Below are 21284 nucleotides of genomic sequence, written 5' to 3' on the forward strand. Positions count from 1 at the left end.
GCTGGTCAAGCAAGGCGAATTGTCGATCCGCGCGCCGCGCGGCGCGATGGGCCCGGAACTGCTGGAGCAGCTGAAACTGCACAAGCCGGCGCTGCTGGCGATGGCGGTCGAGGACGGCGTCGACCTGGTCGGCGGCGCCCGCGAGGCATCGGCGAAGATCACTCCGCAGATGTTGCCGCTGGTGAGCTTGAGCCAGGAGCAGATCGACGGCATCGTCGCCGCCGTGCCCGGCGGCGTGGCCAATATCCAGGACATCTATCCGCTGGCGCCGTTGCAGGAAGGCATCCTGTTCCATCATCTGCTCGAAGGCGAGGACGGCGGCGACACCTACCTGCTGCGTTCGATCGTGGCCTTCGCCGCGCGCGACCGCCTCGACGCCTTTCTCGGCGCGCTGCAGGCGGTGATCGATCGCCACGACATCCTGCGTAGCGCGGTGCGCTGGCAGGGCCTGACCGAGCCGGTGCAGGTGGTGCATCGCCGCGCGCCGTTGCCGCTGACAGAACTGACCCCGGACGCCGGTGAGACCGCGATGGACTGTCTGCTGCGGCGCACCGATCCGCGCCGCCATCGCATCGACCTGCAACGCGCGCCGAACCTGGCCGCGCAGATCGTGTTCGATGGCGACAGCGGCGAATGGCTGCTGGCCCTGCTCAACCACCACATGGTCTGCGACCACGTGACCATGGAGCTGATCCTCGGCGAGATCCATCTGCTGCTGCAGGGGCAGGGCGCCTTGTTGCCGGCGCCGTTGCCGTACCGCAATTTCATCGCCCGCACCCGCGCCGTCGGCGATGCCGAGCACGAGGCCTATTTCCGTGCGCAACTCGGCCACATCGACGAGGCCACCGCGCCGTTCGGTGTGCTCGACGTGCAGGGCGACGGCGCCGCCGTCGCCGAAGCGCGGGTCGAATTCGACGATGCGCTGGCCGCGGCGATCCGCGAAGCCGCGCGCAATCACGGCGTGACCCCGGCGGTGCTGTTCCACGTGGCCTGGGCGCAGGTCCTGGGCCAATGCTGCGGCCGCGACGAGGTCGTGTTCGGCACCGTGTTGTCCGGCCGCCTGCAGGGCGCCGACGTCGCCGAGAACGTGGTCGGCATGTTCATCAACACCTTGCCGATGCGGGTGGCGCTGGCCGGAGTCGAGGTCGGCGACGCGGTCCGCGAGGCCTACCGTGCGCTCGGCGAGCTGCTGGCCCACGAACAGGCGTCGCTGGCGCTGGCCCAGCGCTGCAGCGGCGTGCGCGCACCGACGCCGTTGTTCACCACCTTGCTCAACTACCGCCACAGCCACCAGGAAAGCGTCGCCGAGTCGGAAGACACCGCGCGGGTCTGGGCTGGTATGCGCCGGATCGGCGGCGAGGACCGCACCAATTATCCGCTGACGATGTCGGTCAACGACCGCGGCCAGGGCTTCGGTCTGTCGACCCTGGCGGTGCCGGGCATCGACGGCCCGCGCCTGATGGCCTACCTGGAAACCGCGGTGCGTGCGCTGGTCGATGCGCTCGCGCACGAGCCGCAGCGTGCATTGCGAGGCCTGCCGGTGTTGCCGGCGCCCGAGCGCGAGCAAGTGCTCGGCGGCTTCGGCGCCGCGCGTGGCGACTACCGCAGCGACGACAGCATCCACGGCCTGTTCGAGGCGCAGGCGGCGCGCGATCCGCAAGCCGTCGCGCTGAGCTTCGATGGTGCCAGCCTGAGCTATGGCGAACTCAACCGTCGCGCCAACCAGGTCGCGCATCGCCTGCTCGAACTCGGCGTGCGCGCCGACGATCGCGTCGCGATCTGTATCGGGCGCGGTTTCGACATGCTGGTCGGCGTGCTGGGCATCCTCAAGGCCGGCGCCGGCTACGTGCCGCTGGACCCGGTGTACCCGGCCGACCGCCTGAGCTACATGCTCGGCGACAGCGCGCCGGTGGCGGTGCTGACCTCGGCCGCCCTGCGCGATGAGTTGCCCTTGCTCGGCGAAACGAATGCGCCGTTGCTGGTGCTCGACGACGGCTCGCTTGCCGACCGACCCGTGCACGATCCGGCGTTGGCGGTCGATCCGGGTCATTTGGCCTATGTGATCTACACCTCCGGCTCGACCGGCCAACCCAAGGGCGTGATGGTCGAACACGGCCACGTCGTGCGCCTGTTCGCGGCGACCCGGCCGTGGTTCGAGTTCGGCCGCGACGACGTCTGGACCCTGTTCCACTCGTTCGCCTTCGACTTCTCGGTCTGGGAAATCTGGGGCGCGCTGTTCCACGGCGGCCGCCTGGTGGTGGTGCCGGAGCTGTGCGCGCGCACCCCGGCCGAGTTCTACGAACTGCTCGCCGAGCAAGGCGTGACCGTGCTCAACCAGACCCCGAGCGCGTTCCGTGCGCTGATCGCGGCGCAGGCGCGCAGCGATCGGTCGCATGCCTTGCGCGCGGTGATCTTCGGCGGCGAAGCGCTGGAGCTGCATACCCTGGCGCCGTGGATCGAACGCAACGACTGCGAACGCACGCAGTTGATCAACATGTACGGCATCACCGAGATCACCGTGCACGCGAGCTACCGGCGCATCCGCGCCGAGGACGTGCGCCAGGCCCGCGGCAGCGTGATCGGTTGCGCGATCCCGGACCTTCAGCTGTACGTACTCGACGGTCAGTTGCAGCCCGTGCCGGTCGGCGTGGCCGGCGAGTTGTACGTCGGCGGCGACGGCGTCGCCCGCGGTTATCTCAACCGCGCCGAACTCAGCGCCGAGCGCTTCCTGCGCGATCCGTTCTCGGCCTCGCCGCAGGCGCGGCTGTACAAGACCGGCGACCTTGGCCGCTGGCTGCCCGACGGCGATCTCGAATACCTCGGCCGCAACGACTTCCAGGTCAAGATCCGCGGGTTCCGCATCGAACTGGGCGAAATCGAAGCCAAGCTGGCCGCTTGCACCGGCATCGCCGAGGCGGTGGTGATCGCGCGCGAAGACCAGCCGGGCGACAAGCGCCTGGTGGCGTATTTCATCGCCGCCGACGGCGCCGAGCCGAGCGCGGCCGAACTGCGCGAGGCGCTGGCGCGCGAGCTGGCCGAGTACATGATCCCGAGCGCCTTCGTGCGCCTGCAGGCCCTGCCGCTGACCGCGAACGGCAAGCTCGACCGCAAGGCGCTGCCGGCGCCGGACCAGGCCTCGGTATCGAGCCGGAGCTTCGAGGCGCCGCAGGGCGAGACCGAGCGCGTCATCGCCCAGGCCTGGCAGGAACTGCTGGGCCTGGAACGGGTCGGCCGCCACGATCATTTCTTCGAACTCGGCGGCCACTCGCTGCTGTTGATCGGCCTGATCGAACGCTTGCGCCAGCACGGCCTGTCGGTCGACGTGCGCAGCGTGTTCGCCGCGCCGACCCTGAGCGTGCTCGCAGCGCGCGCGGACGCTGCCAACACGCCGGACGAGGCTACGGTGCCGGTCAACCGCATCGGCGCCGATACCGTCGCCATCACCCCGGAGCTGTTGCCGCTGGTGGCGCTGGAACAGGCGCAGATCGACGCCATCGTCGCCGCGGTCCCGGGCGGCGTAGGCAACGTTCAGGACATCTACCCGTTGGCGCCGCTGCAGAAGGGCATCCTGTTCCACCACCTGCTCGAGAACCAGAGCCAGGGCGACACCTATCTGCTGCGCTCGGTAGTGGCCTTCGACGGCCGCGAGCGTCTGGATCGTTTCCTCGGCGCCCTGCAGCAAGTGATCGACCGCCACGACATCCTGCGCAGCGCCGTGCACTGGGACGGCTTGCCGCAACCGGTGCAAGTGGTGCAGCGGCGCGCGCCGCTACCGGTCAGCGAAGTGGCGCTGGCCGCGGGCGAGGCGGCCTTGCCGCAGTTGTTGGCGCACAGCGACACCAACCGCATCCGTCTCGACCTGACCCGGGCGCCGGTGATGGCCGCGCAGATCGCTTTCGACGCCGAGTCGGGCGAATGGCTGCTGGCCCTGCTGACCCACCACATCGTCGAGGACAACTACTCCAAGCAGCTCATGCTCAAGGAAGCCGAGCTGTTGCTGCAGGGGCAGGGCGCGCTGTTGCCTGCGCCGATGCCGTACCGCAATTTCATCGCCCGCACCGTGGCCGCGCCGGAACAGCGCCATGAAGCCTGGTTCCGCGAGCAGTTCGGCGACGTCGACGAGCCGACCGCACCGTTCGGCGTGCTCGACGTGCAGGTCGACGGCGCCCGCGCCAACGAATCGCGAGTCGAGTTCGCCGATGCCTTCGCCGTGCGCGTGCGCGAAACCGCGCGCCACTGGGGGGTGACGCCGTCGGTGCTGTTCCATCTGGCCTGGGCGCGCGTGCTCGGCCAGTGCAGCGGCCGCGACGACGTCGTGTTCGGCACCGTGCTGTCGGGCCGCATGCAGGGCTCGGAAGGCGCCGACCAGGTGGTCGGGATGTTCCTCAATACCTTGCCGGTGCGGGTCGGCCTGGCCGGACGCAACGTCGGCCAAGCCGTGCGCGACACCTATGGCTTCCTCGGCGAGCTGCTGGAGCGCGAACAGGCTTCGCTGGCGTTGGCCCAGCAGTGCAGCGCGATCCTGCCGCCGTTGCCGCTGTTCACCGCCTTGTTGAACTATCGCAACCGCCGCGAAGTGCGCCAGGGCGACACTCGCGACGCCGATGCGGCCTGGGAAGGCATGCGTTTGATCGGCGGCGACGCCCGCAACAACTATCCGCTGACCCTGTCGGTGGAGGACCGCGGCGAAGGCTTCGGCCTGACCCTGTTGTCGGTGGCCGGCATCGACGGCCCGCGCGTGGTCCGCTACATGCAGACCGCGATGGAATCCTTGATCGCCGCGCTCGAAACCGGCGGCGAGACCTCGCTGCTGAGCCTGCCGATCCTGCCGGGCGCGGAGCGCGAGCAGGTGCTGCGCGAGTTCAACGATCTGCGCGCGGATGCGGTGCACGACCGCACGATTCATGTGCTGTTCGAGGCGCAGGCGGCTTCGGTGCCGGATTCGGACGCACTCTTGGTCGAAGACGAAGTCCTGAGCTACGCCGAACTCAATCGCCGCGCCAACCAAGTCGCGCATCGTTTGATCGCGCTCGGCGTCAAACCCGACGACCGGGTGGCGATCTGCACCGAGCGCAGCGTGGCGATGATCGTGGGCCTGCTCGGTGTGCTCAAGGCCGGCGCTGGCTACGTGCCGCTGGACCCGAGCTATCCGATCGAGCGCCTCGCCTACATGCTCGAAGACAGCCGGCCGATCGCTTTGCTGACCCAATCGGCCTTGCGTGCGGCAATGCCGATGCTGGAAACGTCGCCGCTGCCGGTGCTGGTGCTCGACGACGAGTCGTTGGCGACTTACAGCGAAAGCAACCCGAGCATCGAAGGGCTGACACCGCGTAGTTTGGCCTACGTGATCTACACCTCCGGTTCGACCGGCCAGCCCAAGGGGGTGATGGTCGAGCACCGCTCGGCGGTGAACTTCTGGCGGGTGATGGGCGAAACCACCCATCGCGAACTGACCAAGCCGTCGCGCGTCGCGCTCAACGCGGCGTTCTCGTTCGACATGTCCTTGAAGGGCATCCTGCAACTGTTGTCAGGCCACGCCCTGGTGCTCATCCCGCAGTCGATCCGCGCCAACGGCCCGGCGATGCTGGACTTCATCGACCGTTACCGCATCGATGCCTTCGACAGCACGCCCTCGCAGTTGGAGGTATTGCTGGCGGCCGGCCTGATCGGCAAGCCGGGCCATCAGCCGACCAGCGTGCTGCTCGGCGGCGAGCCGATCGGCAAGGCGATGTGGGACAAGCTCAAAGCGTCGCCGAGCATCCACTTCCACAATATGTACGGCCCGACCGAGTGCACGGTCGACGCCACCATCGGCAGCATCCGCGACGCGGTCGGTGGGCCGAATATCGGCCGTCCGATTGCGAATACGCCGGTGTATTTGCTCGACGCGCGCGGCGAACCGGTGCCGGTCGGCGTGCCCGGCGAATTGTTCCTGGGCGGCGTGCAGGTCGCACGCGGCTATCTGGATCGCCCGGAGCTGACCGCCGAACGTTTCCTGCGCGACCCGTTCTCGACCGAAGCCGATGCGCGCATGTACAAGACCGGCGACCTCGGCCGCTGGCGCGCCGACGGCAGCATCGAGTATCTGGGCCGCAACGATTTCCAGGTCAAGATTCGCGGTTTCCGCATCGAGCTGGGCGAGATCGAAGCGCGCCTGGCCGCCTGCGACGGGGTGCGCGAAGCGGTGGTGATCGCACGCGAAGACGACAGCGGCGACAAGCGCCTGGTCGCCTACGTGGTGGCGGAGCAGGGCGCCGAGATCTCGGCGACCAACCTGCGCGAAGCGCTGGCGCGCGATCTGGCCGAGTACATGATCCCCAGCGCCTTCGTCGTGCTCGACGCACTGCCCTTGAACCCGAACGGCAAGCTCGACCGCAAGGCGCTGCCGTCGCTGGACCAATCGGCATTGGCGAGCCGCGAGTACGAAGCGCCGGAAGGCGAGGTCGAACAGACCCTGGCTGCGATCTGGCAGGACTTGCTCGGGATTGAGCGGGTCGGCCGCCACGACCACTTCTTCGAGCTCGGCGGTCACTCGCTGCTGATCATGCAATTGGCGATCCGGGTGCGCGAGCAGTTCCATGTGGAAGTGCCGTTGCGGGATTTGTTCGAACGTCCGCTGCTGTCGGTGCTGGCCGATGCGATCAAGGCCTTGCAGGTCGAGGTCTTCCTCGGCGACGAGCTCGGCGACATGCAGGACGAGTTGGATTCGATGTCGGAAGACGAATTGCGCAAGCTGCTGGAAAGGGAATCCGTAGATGAATAAGCAGGACCAGGCTCTGGAAGAGCTGAAACAGGCGATTTTGCGCAACCGGCTCAAGAAACGCATCGAACAGCGCGGCGACGACCTCGCCGCGACGACGATCCCGCTCGCCGACCGCAGCGCGCCGCTGCCGCTGTCGTGGGCGCAGCAGCGCCTGTGGTTTCTCGATCGGCTCGACCCGGCCGCCAGCGCCGCCTACCACATGCCGGTCGCGCTGCGCCTGAGCGGGCGCCTGGATCGCGACGCGCTCAAGGCCACCCTCGACCGTCTGATCGCCCGCCACGAGAACCTGCGCACCTGCTTCGTCGAAGTCGACGGCGTGCCGACTCAGGTCATCGGCTCGGCCGAGCGCGGCTTCGCTCTCGACGAGCAAGACCTCGGCGCGCTGGCGCCGGACGCGCGCGAAACCGCCATCGCCGAACTCGGTGCGACCGAAGCGCGGGCGCCGTTCGACCTCGCCGCCGGCCCCTTGATCCGCGGCCGTCTGCTGCGTCTGGCCGACGACGAGCACGTGTTGCTGCTGACCCAGCACCACATCGTCTCCGACGGTTGGTCGATCGGCGTGCTGGTACGCGAAGTCACCGCGCTCTACAGCGCTTTCAGCCAGGGCCAGGCCGATCCGCTGCCGCCGCTGGCGATCCAGTACGCCGACTACGCGGTCTGGCAGCGCCAATGGCTGCAGGGCGATGCCCTGCAGGGGCAACTGGATTTCTGGCGCGGCCACCTCGGTGGCGCGCCGGCCTTGCTGGAACTGCCGAGCGACCGGCCGCGCCCGCCGGTGCAGCGCTATGCCGGCGGCCGCGTCGATCTGCGCCTGACCCCGCAGCTGACCGCGTCCCTGCATGCCTTGTCGCAGCGTCACGGCACGACCATGTTCATGGTCCTGCTGGCGGCGTGGGCGACCCTGTTGTCGCGTTTGAGCGGCCAGGACGAAGTGGTGATCGGCAGCCCGGTGGCCAACCGCCGCCGCAGCGAAGTCGAGCCGTTGATCGGCTTCTTCGTCAACACCATCGCCTTGCGCATCGATTTCAGCGGCAAGCCCGACGTCGCCGCCTTGCTGGCCCAGGTCAAGGCCGCCACGCTCGGCGCCTATGCCCACCAGGACGTGCCGTTCGAGCAGGTCGTGGAGGCCCTGCAGCCGGCGCGCAGCCTGAGCTACGGGCCGGTGTTCCAGACCATGCTGGCGTTCAACAACACGCCGGGCAACAGCGAATTGAGCCTGCCGGGCCTGAGCCTGGAAATGCTCGGCACCTCGCGCTACACCGCGCATTTCGATCTGGAACTGGGGCTGCGCGAGATCGACGGCGCGGTCGAGGGCAACATCGGTTACGCCAGCGATCTGTTCGATCACGCCACCATCGAGCGTTATGCCGATTACTTCGTCAGCGTGCTCGAAGGTTTGGCCGCCGAAGGCGCCGAGCCGATCGCGCGCCTGCCGCTGATGGCGGCGGCCGAGCGCCAGCGCGTGCTCGAAGGCTTCAACGACAGCGCGGTCGAGTTTCCGCCGCAGCGTGTGCTGCATCAGCTGTTCGAGCAACAGGTGCAACGCACGCCGGACGCCTCTGCGTTGGTGTTCGAGGAGAGCCGCCTCGGTTACGCCGAACTCAACCGCCGCGCCAACCGGGTCGCGCATCGCTTGATCGCGCTCGGGGTGAAACCCGACGACCGCGTCGCGATCTGCGCCGAGCGCGGGCCGGAGTTGGTGGTCGGCGTGCTCGGCATCCTCAAGGCCGGCGCCGGCTACGTGCCGCTCGATCCGGCCTATCCCGACGAACGCCTGGCCTACATGCTGGGCGACAGCGCACCGCTGGCGCTGCTGAGCCAACACAGTCTGCTCGCCGAGGTGCCAGCCCTGGCCGCTTCTCGCGTGCCGCTGATCGACCTCGACGATGCCGCACTCGCCGCCGAGCCCGAGCACGATCCGCTCGTGGCCGGGTTGACCCCGGACCATTTGGCCTACGTCATCTACACCTCGGGCTCGACCGGCCAGCCCAAGGGCGTGGCGATGCCGCAGGCGCCGCTGGTCAACCTGATCGATTGGCAGTGCCGCGACCAGGCCGGTCGCGCCGCCGGCGAGAAGGTGCTGCAGTTCTCCGCGCTCGGTTTCGACGTCGCCTTCCAGGAGCTGTTCTATACGCTGGCCTCCGGTGGCTGCCTGATGCTGTTGCGCGAAGCGACCCGCCAGGACCCGTTCGCGCTGGTCGAATTCATCAAGCGCCATGAGGTGCAGCGGATCTTCCTGCCGTTCGTGGCCTTCCAGGGCCTGGTCGCGGCGGCCGAGCGCAACGGCGAAACGCTGCCGTCGCTGACCCGTGTGGTCACCGCCGGCGAGCAGTTGTTCGTCAACCCGGCGATCCGCAGTTTCTTCGCCCGCGTCCCCGGACGCGAGCTGCACAATCATTACGGCCCGACCGAAAGCCACGTCTGCACCGCCCACACTTTGGCGGGCGACCCGATGACGTGGCCGGCGACCCCGCCGATCGGCGCGCCGATCGCCAATGCGCGCATCTACCTGCTCGACGGCGAGCGCCAGCCGGTGCCGCCCGGCGTCAACGGCGAGATTTATATCGGCGGCGCCTGCCTGGCGCGCGGTTATCTCGGCCGCCCCGAACTCAGCGCCGAGCGCTTCCTGGCCGACCCCTTCGTCGCCGACGCCGATGCGCGCATGTACAAGACCGGCGATCTCGGCCGCTGGTTGCCCGACGGCACCGTCGACTACCTCGGCCGCAACGATTTCCAGGTCAAGATCCGCGGCTTCCGGGTCGAGCTCGGCGAAATCGAGGCGCGTCTGTGCGCTTGCGCCGGCGTGCGCGAAGCGGTGGTGACCGCGCGCGACGACCAGGCCGGCGGCAAGCGTCTGGTCGCGTATCTGCTGGCGGAGCAGGGCGCCGACGTGTCCGCGGCGACCTTGCGTGCCGCGCTGGCGCGGGATCTGGCCGAATACATGCTGCCGTCGGCGTTCGTCAGCCTGGACGCCTGGCCGATGTCGCCCAACGGCAAGCTCGACCGCCGCGCGCTGCCGGCGCCGGACCAGTCCGCGCTCGCGCTGCGCGAGTACGAAGCGCCGCAGGGCGAACTGGAACAGACGGTGGCCCGGGTCTGGTGCGAACTGCTCGGCCTGGAGCGCGCCGGGCGCCAGGACCAGTTCTTCGAACTCGGCGGCCATTCCCTGCTCGCGGTGCAGTTGGTCACGCGCCTGCGCGAAGCGCTCGGCGTCGAACTCGCGCTGCGCGAGGTGTTCGCTCATCCGAGCCTCGCTGCGATGGCCGCGGCACTGGCCGGCGCCGGTCGCGCCGACGACAGCGCCATCGCCGTGGCCGACCGTAACGGCCCCTTGCCCTTGTCGTGGGCCCAGCAACGCTTGTGGTTCCTCGATCAGCTCGACCGCGCCGCCAGCGCCGCCTATCACATGCCGGCGGCGTTGCGCCTGAGCGGCACGCTCGACCGCGGCGCGCTCAAGCGCACCCTCGACGGCATCGTCGCCCGTCACGAAAACCTGCGCACGAGCTTCGTCGATGGCGGCGGTACGCCGGTGCAGGTGATCGCACCGGCCGAGGTCGGCTTCGCCCTGATCGAACACGACCTCAGCGGAGTCGCCGCGGATGCGCGCGACGCCGCGGTTGCCGCACTGGCCGCGCAGGAAGCGCAGGCGCCGTTCGATCTCGCCGTCGGCCCGCTGATCCGCGGCCGTCTGCTGCGGCTGGCCGAGGACGAGCACGTGCTGCTGGTCACCCAGCATCACATCGTCTCCGACGGCTGGTCGCTCGGCGTGCTGGTGCGCGAAGTGAGCGCGCTGTACGCCGCGTTCCATCAAGGCCGCTCGGATCCATTGCCGCCGCTGCCGATCCAGTACGTCGACTACGCCCTGTGGCAACGGCAGTGGCTGCAAGGCGAGACCCTGCAGGCGCAGTTGGATTTCTGGCGCGAGCATCTGCGCGGCGCACCGGCCTTGCTGGAACTGCCCGCCGACCGTCCGCGCCCGCCGTTGCAGAGCTATGCCGGCGACCGCGTCGCGCTGAGCCTGTCGCCGGCGCTGACCGCGTCGCTGCGCGCCTTGTCGCAGCGCCACGGCACCACCTTGTTCATGACCCTGCTGGCCGCGTGGTCGGTGCTGCTGTCGCGCCTGAGCGGGCAGGACCAGGTCGTCATCGGCAGCCCGGTCGCGAACCGCCAGCGCGCCGAAGTCGAGCCGCTGATCGGCTTCTTCGTCAACACCCTGGCCCTGCGCGTCGACCTGAGCGCGGCGCCGAGCGTGGCCGCGCTACTGGCGCAGATCAAGGCCACCACCCTGGATGCCTATGCGCACCAGGACGTGCCGTTCGAGCAGGTCGTCGAAGCGGTGCAGCCGGCGCGCACCTTGAGCTACAGCCCGCTGTTCCAGAGCATGCTGGCCTTCAACAACACCCCCGACGGCGGCGCCCTGGAACTGCCGGGGCTGAGCCTGGAAGCGGTCGGCGGCACCCGCCATACCGCGCACTTCGACATCGAGCTGGCGGTCACCGACGCCGGCGCCACCCTCGAAGGTAACCTGGCTTTCGCCACCGATCTGTTCGAGCGCGCCACCATCGAGCGCTATGCGGGGCATTTCGTCCGTTTGCTCGAAGGCATGGCCGGCGACGATGCGCGCAGCGTCGATGCTTTGCCGCTGCTCAGTGCCGCCGAGCGCGAGCAGGTGCTGCGCGGTTTCAATGCCACCGACGCCGAGTATCCGCACGACTGCTGCATCCACGGCGTGTTCGAGCAACGCGCGGCCGAGCGGCCGACCGCGATCGCCGCGCGTTTCCAGGGGCGCAGCCTGACCTATGCCGAGCTGGATCGTAGCGCCAACCGTCTCGCCCACCGCCTGATCGCGCTCGGCGTGCAACCCGACGACCGCGTCGCCATCTGCGCCGAACGCGGCCTGGAACTGGTGGTGGGCCTGCTCGCGATCCTCAAGGCCGGCGCCGGCTACGTGCCGCTGGACCCGCAGCATCCCGACGAACGCCTGGCCTTCATGCTCGCCGACAGCGCGCCGCGCGTGCTGCTCGCGCCGGCCGCCTTGCGCGAGTCGGTGGCCGCGCTGGCACAGGCCGAGGCCGCCTTCGTGGCCATGGACGGCATCGCCGATGTGCAATCGCCGTCGCCGCTCGACCTCGCGCCCGAAGTGGCTGGGCTCGGCCCGCGTCATCTGGCCTACGTGATCTACACCTCCGGTTCGACCGGCCTGCCCAAGGGGGTGATGGTCGAACACCGCAACGTGTTGCGCCTGGTCGTCAACAACGAATGCGCGCAGTTCGGCGTCGACGATGTCATCGGTCTGTGCGCGAACCCGGCCTTCGACGCCTCGACCTGGGAGCTGTGGGGCGCCTTGCTCAACGGTGCGCGCCTGGAAATCATCGCCGCCGCCGACGTGCTGGAACCGGCACGCTTCGCCGCGGCCCTGATCGACGGCGGCGTGACTGCGTTGTGGCTCACCGTCGGTCTGTTCAACGAATACGTCGATGCTTTGGCGCCGGCCTTCGCCGGCCTGAACCATCTGCTGATCGGCGGCGACGCGCTCGACCCGCGCAGCGTCGCGCGCGCGCTCGGCCGCGCCCAGCGGCCGCGGCGCCTGGTCAACGGCTACGGCCCGACCGAGACCACCACCTTCGCCACCAACTTCGAGATCGCCGCGGTCGCCGAGGGCGCGCGCAGCATCCCGATCGGCAAGCCGATCGCCAACACTCGCGTGTACTTGCTCGATGCGCGCGGCGAGCCGGTGCCGGTCGGCGTCGCCGGCGAGCTCTACATCGGCGGCCCCGGCGTGGCCCGCGGGTATCTCAATCGCGATGAGCTCAGCGCCGAACGTTTCGTCGCCGATCCCTTCGGCGATGAGCCGGGCGCACGCCTTTACCGCACCGGCGACCTCGGCCGCTGGCAGGCCGACGGCAGCATCGAGTTCCTCGGCCGCAACGATTTCCAGGTCAAGATCCGCGGTTTCCGCATCGAACTCGGCGAGATCGAAGCGCGCCTGACCGACTGCGCGGGCGTGCGCGAAGCGGTGGTGCTGGCGCGCGAAGACCAGCCCGGCGACAAGCGCCTGGTGGCCTATGTGATCGCCGACGACGGCGCCGAAGTGTCGGCGGCAGCGTTGCGCGAGGCCCTGGCCAAGCACCTGGCCGATTACATGCTGCCGTCGGCGTTCGTGAGCCTGGCGGCGTGGCCGCTGACCGCGAACGGCAAGCTCGACCGCAAGGCGCTGCCGGCGCCGGATGCGTCGGCGGTGGCGGCGCGCGAGTACGAAGCGCCGCAGGGCGAGGCGGAAACCGCGGTCGCAGCGATCTGGTGCGAACTGCTCGGCCTGGAGCGGGTCGGCCGTCACGATCATTTCTTCGAACTCGGCGGTCACTCGCTGCTGGCCGTGCAACTGACTACGCGCCTGCGCGAGAGCCTGGGCGCTGCGCTGGCGCTGCGCGAGGTGTTCGCGAGGCCGACCCTGGCGGCGATGGCGTCGGCCCTGTCCGGCGCCGAACGCACCGACGAAGCGGCGATCCCGCGCGCCGATCGCGCCGCGGCCTTGCCGCTGTCGTGGGCGCAGCAACGCCTGTGGTTCCTCGACCGGCTCGACCCGGCGGCGGGCGCGGCTTATCACATGCCGACCGCCTTGCGCCTCAGCGGCCGTCTCGACCGCGATGCGTTGAAGGCGACCCTCGACCGCATCGTCGCCCGCCACGAAAACCTGCGCACTTGTTTCGTCGAAATCGACGGCGCCGCATCGCAGTCGATCGCGCCGGCCGATCGGGGCTTCGACCTGGTCGAGATCGATCTGCGCGAGCTCGACGCCGATGCGCGCGAACGCGCGGTCGCCGAGCTCGGCGCCGAAGAAGCGCGCACGCCGTTCGACCTCGCTGCCGGTCCGCTGATCCGCGGGCGTTTGCTGCGCCTGGCCGCGGACGAACACGTGCTGCTGTTGACCCAGCACCACATCGTCTCCGACGGTTGGTCGCTCGGCGTGCTGGTCAAGGAAGTCACCGCGCTGTACACGGCCTTCAGCCAGGGCCAGGACGACCCGCTGCCGCCGTTGCCGATCCAGTACGCCGACTACGCGCAGTGGCAGCGGCAATGGCTGCAGGGCGAAACCCTGCGTCAACAACTCGGTTTCTGGCGCGAGCACCTGCACGGTGCGCCGGCGCTGCTGGAACTGCCGACCGACCGGCCGCGTCCGCCGTTGCAGAGCTATGCCGGCGACCGCGTCGGCCTGAGCCTGTCGCCGCGCCTGACCGCCGATCTGCGCGAGTTGTCGCAGCGCCACGGCGCGACCTTGTTCATGACCTTGCTGGCGGCGTGGTCGAGTCTGTTGTCGCGCTTGAGCGGGCAGGGCGAGATCGTCGTCGGCAGCCCGGTCGCCAACCGCCAGCGCGCCGAGATCGAACCGCTGATCGGTTTCTTCGTCAACACCCTGGCCTTGCGCATCGAGGTCGACGGGCAGGCCAGCGTCGCCGATCTGCTCGGCCGCGTGCGCAGCACCATGCTCGACGCCTACGCCCACCAGGACGTGCCGTTCGAGCAAGTCGTCGAAGCGGTGCAGCCGGCGCGCAGCCTGAGCTACAGCCCGCTGTTCCAGACCATGTTCGCGTTCAACAACACCCCGGGTGGCGGCGCGCTGCAGTTGCCGGGGCTGGAGCTGGAAAGCATCGGCCGTCCGCTGCATACCGCCCACTTCGATCTCGAACTGGCCCTGGCCGACAGCGGCGACAGCCTGCAGGGCAATCTGTCCTTCGCCAGCGACCTGTTCGAGCGCGAGACCATCGAACGCTATGCCGGCTATTTCGTCAGTCTGCTCGAAGCCATGGTGGCCGATGCGCAGTGCCCGGTCGCTCGCCTGCCGCTGCTGTCGGTCGCCGAACGCGAGCGTGTGCTGGAAGACTTCAACGACACCGGCTTCGACTATCCGCGCGAGCGCTTGTTGCATCAGCCGTTCGAAGCGCAGGTGCGGGCCACGCCGGACGCGACCGCGGTGGTCTGCGGCGACCAGCGCCTGAGCTACGCCGAACTGAATCGCCGTGCCAACCGCATCGCTCATCGTCTGCTCGCGCTCGGTGTGCGCGCCGACGACCGTGTCGCGATCTGTCTCGAACGTGGCCCGTCGCTCGTGGCCGGGGTGCTCGGCATCCTCAAGGCCGGTGCGGCCTACGTGCCGCTGGACCCGAATTACCCGCCCGATCGTCTGGCTTATATGCTCGCCGACAGCGCGCCGATGGCGCTGTTGAGTCAGACGTCGCTGAGCGGCTTGCTCGGCGAAGTCGAGGTGTCGGTGTTATCCGCCGACGATGCCGCCTTGGCCGATCAGCCCGAGCACGACCCGGTCGTCGACGGTCTGACTGCGCGTCATCTGGCCTACGTCATCTACACCTCCGGTTCGACCGGCCAGCCCAAGGGCGTGGCGATCGAGCATGCGAACGCGGCCAATTTCGTCGCCTGGGCCAACGCCAACTTCAGCGCCGAACAACTGCGCGACACGCTGTTCTCGACCTCGATCAACTTCGATCTGGCGGTATACGAGTTGTTCGCACCGCTGAGCATCGGTGCCACGATCACGGTCGTGCGCGACGTGCTCGCGACCGATCCGGCCAGCCCGCTGAGCCTCATCAACACCGTGCCCTCGGGCATCAACGCCTTGCTGCAGAGCGGCGGGGTGCCGGCGACCGTGCGCACGGTCAACCTGGCCGGCGAGCCGCTCAAGCGCGCCTTGGTCGAGCAGATCTTCGCCCGGACCGAGGTGGCGATGGTCGCCAACCTGTACGGCCCGACCGAGACCACGACGTACTCGACCTGGGTGGCGATGGACCGTGCCGACGGTTTCGCCTCGCACATCGGCAAGCCGGTGGCGAACACCCGCATCTATATCGTCGACGCGCACCTGGAGCCGGTACCGGTCGGGGTGGTCGGCGAGCTGTATATCGGCGGCGAAGGCGTGGCCCGCGGCTATCTGCACCGTCCCGAGCTGACCGCCGAGCGTTTCGTCAACGATCCTTTCGTCGCGGACAAAACCGCGCGGATGTACAAGACCGGCGACCTCGGTCGCTGGCGCGCCGACGGCACCATCGAATACCTGGGCCGCAACGATTTCCAGGTCAAGATCCGCGGCTTCCGCATCGAGCTCGGCGAGATCGAGACCAAGCTGGCCGCCTGCGACGGCGTGCGCGAAGCAGTGGTGGTGGCGCGCGAAGGCGAGGGCGGCGACAAGCGCTTGATCGCTTACGTGGTGCCGCAGGACGGAATCGAACTGTCGACAGCGCGCCTGCGTGAGCAGCTGTCGCGCAGCCTGGCCGAGTTCATGCTGCCGAGCGCCTTCGTGACCTTGGCGGCCTTGCCGCTGACCCCGAACGGCAAGCTCGACCGCAAGGCGCTGCCGGCGCCGGGCGACGACGCGGTGATCCGGCGCGAGTTCGAAGCGCCGCAGGGCGAGGTCGAGACCGCGCTCGCGCAGATCTGGTGCGAACTGCTGGGCCTGGAACGCGTCGGCCGCCACGACCAGTTCTTCGAGCTCGGCGGGCATTCGCTGTTGGCCTTGCAACTGGTCACCCGACTGCGTTCGACCCTCGGCCTCGAGTTCGCCCTGCGCGAAGTGTTCGCGCAGCCGAGTCTCGAAGGCATGGCGCGTGCCCTGGATCGCATCGACCGCGCCGCCGAATCGTTGGCGCCGATCGCAGTGGCCGACCGCAACGGGCCGTTGCCGCTGTCGTGGGCGCAGCAACGCCTGTGGTTCCTGGATCAGCTCGATCCGGCCGCCGGCGCGGCCTATCACATGCCGGCGGCGCTGCGTTTGAGCGGCAGCTTGGACCGCGACGCGCTCAAGGCCGCGCTCGACCGGGTCGTCGCCCGTCACGAAAACCTGCGCACTTGTTTCGCCGAGGTCGATGGCGAGCCGGTGCAGCTGATCGCCGCGGCCGATGCCGGCTTCGCCCTGATCGAACACGACCTGCGCGAACTCGACGAGACAGCGTGCGAACACGCGCTGGCCGGCTTGAGCTTGCAAGAGGCCCGTGCGCCGTTCGATCTCGCTCGCGGCCCGTTGATCCGCGGCCGCCTGCTGCGTCTGCGCGAAGACGAGCACGTGTTGCTGGTCACCCAGCACCACATCGTCTCCGACGGTTGGTCGATTGGCGTGTTGGTGCGCGAAGTGGCGGCGCTGTATGCGGCCTGCCACGAGGGCCGCACCGATCCGCTGCCGCCGCTGCCGATCCAGTACGCCGACTATGCCCTCTGGCAACGCCAGTGGCTGCAGGGCGAGACTTTGCGCGAGCAAGTCGAGTTCTGGCGCGGGCACTTGCAAGGCGCACCGGCGTTGTTGGAACTGCCGAGCGACCGTCCGCGCCCGCCGGTGCAGAGCTATGCCGGCGATCGGGTCGAGCTGCGTCTATCGTCGCAGGCTTCGGCGGCCTTGCGCGCCTTGTCGCAGCGTCACGGCACGACCGTGTTCATGACCTTGCTCGCGGGTTGGGCGAGCCTGTTGTCGCGCTTGAGCGGGCAGGACGAGGTGGTGATCGGCAGTCCGGTCGCCAATCGCCAGCGCACCGAGATCGAGCCGCTGATCGGCTTCTTCGTCAACACCCTGGCGCTGCGCATCGGCGTCGACGGCCGGGCCAGCGTCGCCGAACTGTTGGCGCAGGTGAAGGCGACCATGCTCGATGTCTACGCCCACCAGGAGCTGCCGTTCGAGCAGGTGGTCGAGGCGGTGCAGCCAGCGCGCAGCTTGAGCTACGGGCCGTTGTTCCAGACCATGTTCGCCTTCAACAACACCCCGGGCGGCGGCGCGCTGAGCCTGCCGGGGTTGGCGCTGGAATCGATCGACAGCCCGCTGACGACGACCCAGTTCGACCTGTCGCTGGCCTTGGCCGACGGCGCCGACGGCATCGCCGGCAGCCTGGCGTATGCGACCGCGCTGTTCGACCGCGCCACCGCCGAACGCTACGCCGCCTGCCTGGTGTCGCTGCTCGAAGCGATGGCCGCCGACGAGCGCTGCGCCATCGCCGCGTTGCCGCTGCTGGGCGCGCCGCAGCGCGAGCAGGTGCTGCGTAGCTTCAACGACACCGAGGCAAGCTTCGATCTGCCGGCCTCGATCCATCGTGGCTTCGAGTTGCAGACACAACGCACGCCCGAAGCCGAGGCCCTGGTCTGCGGCGAACGCAGCCTGAGCTACGCCGAACTCAACCGCCGCGCCAACCGCATCGCCCATCGCCTGATCGCGCTGGGCGTGCGTGCCGACGACCGCGTCGCGATCCGGGTCGAACGCGAGCTCGAGACCATCGTCGGCGTGCTCGGCATCCTCAAGGCCGGCGCCGGCTACGTGCCGCTGGACCCGGCCTATCCGAGCGAGCGCCTGGACTACATGCTCGCCGACAGCGCGCCGGTGGCCTTGTTGACGACGTCCACGGCATCGCCGCTCACGACCACGCTGCCGGTGATCGCGCTCGACGACGCGGCGCTGACCGAACAACCCGAACACGATCCGGAGCTGACCGCAATCGGCCCGCAGCAGTTGGCCTATGCGATCTACACCTCCGGTTCGACCGGACGGCCCAAGGGGGTGATGGTCGAGCACCGCAACGTGCTCAATCTGTGGGCCGCGCTGGAACGCGAGGCCTTTGTCCATTGCGCGCCCGGTGCCCGGGTTGCGCTCAACGCCGGCCTGTCCTTCGATGCCTCGCTGCAGGCGCTGACCCAGTTGCTGTCCGGCCGCAGCGTGGTGCTGGTGCCGGCCGAGGTTCGCGCCGATGCCGAAGCGATGTTGGATTTCCTGGTGCGCGAGCGCATCCAGGCCTTCGACTGCACGCCGGCCCAGTTCGAGTTGTTGATCGAACGCGGCCTGCTGCGGCGCGACGGCACCGATCTGCGCATGGTGTTGATCGGCGGCGAAGCGCTGTCGGCGCGCGCCTGGGATGCGGCCGCGGCCTCGTCGCTGCGCTGCTTCAACGTCTACGGCCCGACCGAGTGCACGGTCGACGCCACCCTGGCGCCGATCCGCGCCGGCGTTGGCCCGCATATCGGCACGCCGATCGCCAACACCCAGCTCTACATCCTCGACGGCGAACGCCAGCCGGTGCCGGTCGGGGTGACCGGCGAGATCCACATCGGCGGCGCCGGCGTGGCCCGCGGCTACCTGCATCGGGCCGAGCTCACCGACGAGCGTTTCCTCACCGACCCGTTCGCGGACGCGGAGGGTGCGCGCATGTACCGCACCGGCGACCTCGGACGCTGGCTCGAGGACGGCCGCATCGAATACCTGGGTCGCAACGATTTCCAGGTCAAGATCCGCGGCCACCGCATCGAACTCGGCGAGATCGAGGCCCGTCTGGGCGAATGCGACGGTGTGCGCGAGGCGGTGGTGGTCGCACGCGAAGACCAGGCCGGCGACCAGCGTCTGGTGGCTTATCTGCTGGCGCGCGGCGATGCCGCACCGAGTGCGGCGGCGTTGCGCGAGCGGCTGGCGCGTTCGCTCGCCGAACACATGCTGCCGACGGCGTTCGTGGTGCTGCCGCGCTGGCCGCTGACCGCCAACGGTAAACTCGACCGCGCCGCCTTGCCGGCGCCGGATGGCGCGGCGCGGGTCCAGCACGCCTACGTTGAGCCGCAGGGTGCGACCGAAGCGGTCATCGCCGAAGTCTGGTCGCAATTGCTCGGCGTCGAGCGGGTGGGGCGGCACGACCGCTTCTTCGAACTCGGCGGCCATTCGCTGCTGGCGATCCGGGTGGTGCACGAACTGCGTGCGCGCCTCGGCGTGGCCGTGCCGCTGTCGGCGACCTTCTCGGCGCCGACCTTGGCGGCCTTGGCGGCGGCGATCGACGAGCAAGACGTGCGCCCGGCCTCGCTGTGCGTGCCGCTGCAAGCGGCGGCGACGGGCCGGCCGATGTTCTGCGTGCATCCGGTCGGAGGCCAGGTTTCGTTCTATGCCGCCCTGGCCGCGCGCTTGGCGGTACTCGGGCCGGTCTACGGACTGCAATCGCCGGAAGCCGCGGGCCTGCCGCAGCGCCCGGCTTCATTGCAGGCGATGGCCCAGGCCCAGGTCGAGGCCATCCGCACTGTGCAGCCGCAGGGTCCGTATCGCCTGCTCGGTTGGTCGAGCGGCGGCATTCTCGCGGCGACGATCGCCCAGCAGTTGCTCGCCGCCGGCGAGCGGGTCGAATATCTCGGCCTGCTCGATACCCATCTGCCCATCGCCGGTCTCGACAAGGACCCGATGCGTGCGGCCGAGGTCGCCCTGCGCGCCGAGTTGCAAGGGCGCGGTCTGGCCTGGCCGAGGTCGGTCGAGTTCGACGGGCTGGCCATCGAGGTGCTGTCGGCGCAGCGCTTCGAACAAGTCGAGTCGTTGTTGCAGCGCCTGGGCTGGCGCGATGCCGATGCCGCGGCCTTCGCCCATCTGCAGGCGCAGTGGCCGGTGACCCGTGCGCATCTGCAACTGTTGTCGGGCTATAAAGCCGGCCGCATCGACGCGCCGGTGCAGGCCTTCCGCGCCGATTCGTCGGACCGCGTCGCCGAAGGCATCGAAGCGATCAGCGGCGGCTTCGAGGCGACCGCGGTCGATGCCGGCCACTACGCCATGCTCGCCGAGCCGCACGCGCAGCGCATCGCCGCGGCCATCGCCGAGTTCCTCGCCCATCCCTCGTCCACGCGCACTTCCCGCATCGGCGCCGATGCCGAGCGCGCCCTCGCCGAGACCCTGACATGAGTTCGTCGCTTTCCTTGCAGACCACGCCGTGGTTGATCCGCACGCCGTCTTCGACCCGGCGCATGCGCCTGTTCTGCTTTTCCTACGCCGGCGGCAACGCCTTCAACTTCTTCCGCTGGCAGGAGGCGCTCGACCCGGCCGTCGAAGTCTGCGCGGTGCAGTTGCCGGGGCGCAGCGCGCGCATCGCCGAGGAGCCGATCGGTTCATTGCCGGGGTTGTTGCAGGCGGTGGCGCCGGTGATCTCGCGCATGGACGACCTGCCGTGCGCGTTCTTCGGCCACAGCGTCGGCGCCCTGGTCGCGTTCGAGTTGAGCCGTTACCTGCGCCTGCACGGCTTAAGCACGCCGAGCCATTTGTTCATGTCCGGCTGCCATGCGCCGCAGTTCCGCAGCCCGACCCGGCAACTGCACACCTTGTCGGATGCGCAGTTCACCGAGGTGCTGCGCGAGTACGAGGGCACGCCGCCGGAAGTGCTGGAAAGCCGAGAGCTGATGGAACTGCTGCTGCCGGCGATCCGCGCCGATTTTGCCATCGCCGAGAACTATCGCTATCGCCACGGCCCGCTGTTGCCGATGCCGATCAGCGTGTTCGCCGGGCGCGAGGATCTGAACAAGGAGCCCGGCCAGGTCGACGGCTGGCACAAAGAAACCTCGGGCGCCTGCCAGGTGACCTGGTTCGACGGCGGCCACTTTTTCGTCAACAGCCAGCGCGCCGCGGTGCTGGAGCAACTCAACGCGGAACTGACCGCAAGTTTGTGCGTATAGCCGCCGCGCCCGCATCGCGCCGGGCGAGACCGCAACCGCACAGTATTTCGAACGCTACGGATTTCAAGAACGA

At 69.1% G+C, this 21284-nt stretch carries 2 protein-coding genes and 1 pseudogene; all 3 read left to right on the forward strand.

The genetic code is table 11. The features are described from left to right. Positions 1-19: 19 nt before the first annotated feature. Positions 20-6583: pseudogene (locus tag ACKN61_RS10220) on the forward strand (amino acid adenylation domain-containing protein); the annotation flags it as partial. Between the two features lie 172 nt (positions 6584-6755). Continuing rightward, on the forward strand, positions 6756-20447 hold the full coding sequence (locus ACKN61_RS10225; protein WP_408953367.1) for an amino acid adenylation domain-containing protein: 13692 nt from the start codon (positions 6756-6758) through the stop codon (positions 20445-20447). Then, a complete protein-coding gene (locus tag ACKN61_RS10230) occupies positions 20444-21211 on the forward strand; it encodes a thioesterase II family protein (protein WP_408953368.1) in 768 nt (255 codons plus the stop codon). Before ACKN61_RS10225 ends, ACKN61_RS10230 begins: the two co-directional genes overlap by 4 nt. Positions 21212-21284 lie beyond the last annotated feature (73 nt).

It is taken from the genome of Lysobacter sp. Hz25 (genome assembly GCF_046097045.1).
GTDB classification, from domain to species: domain Bacteria; phylum Pseudomonadota; class Gammaproteobacteria; order Xanthomonadales; family Xanthomonadaceae; genus Lysobacter; species Lysobacter antibioticus_B.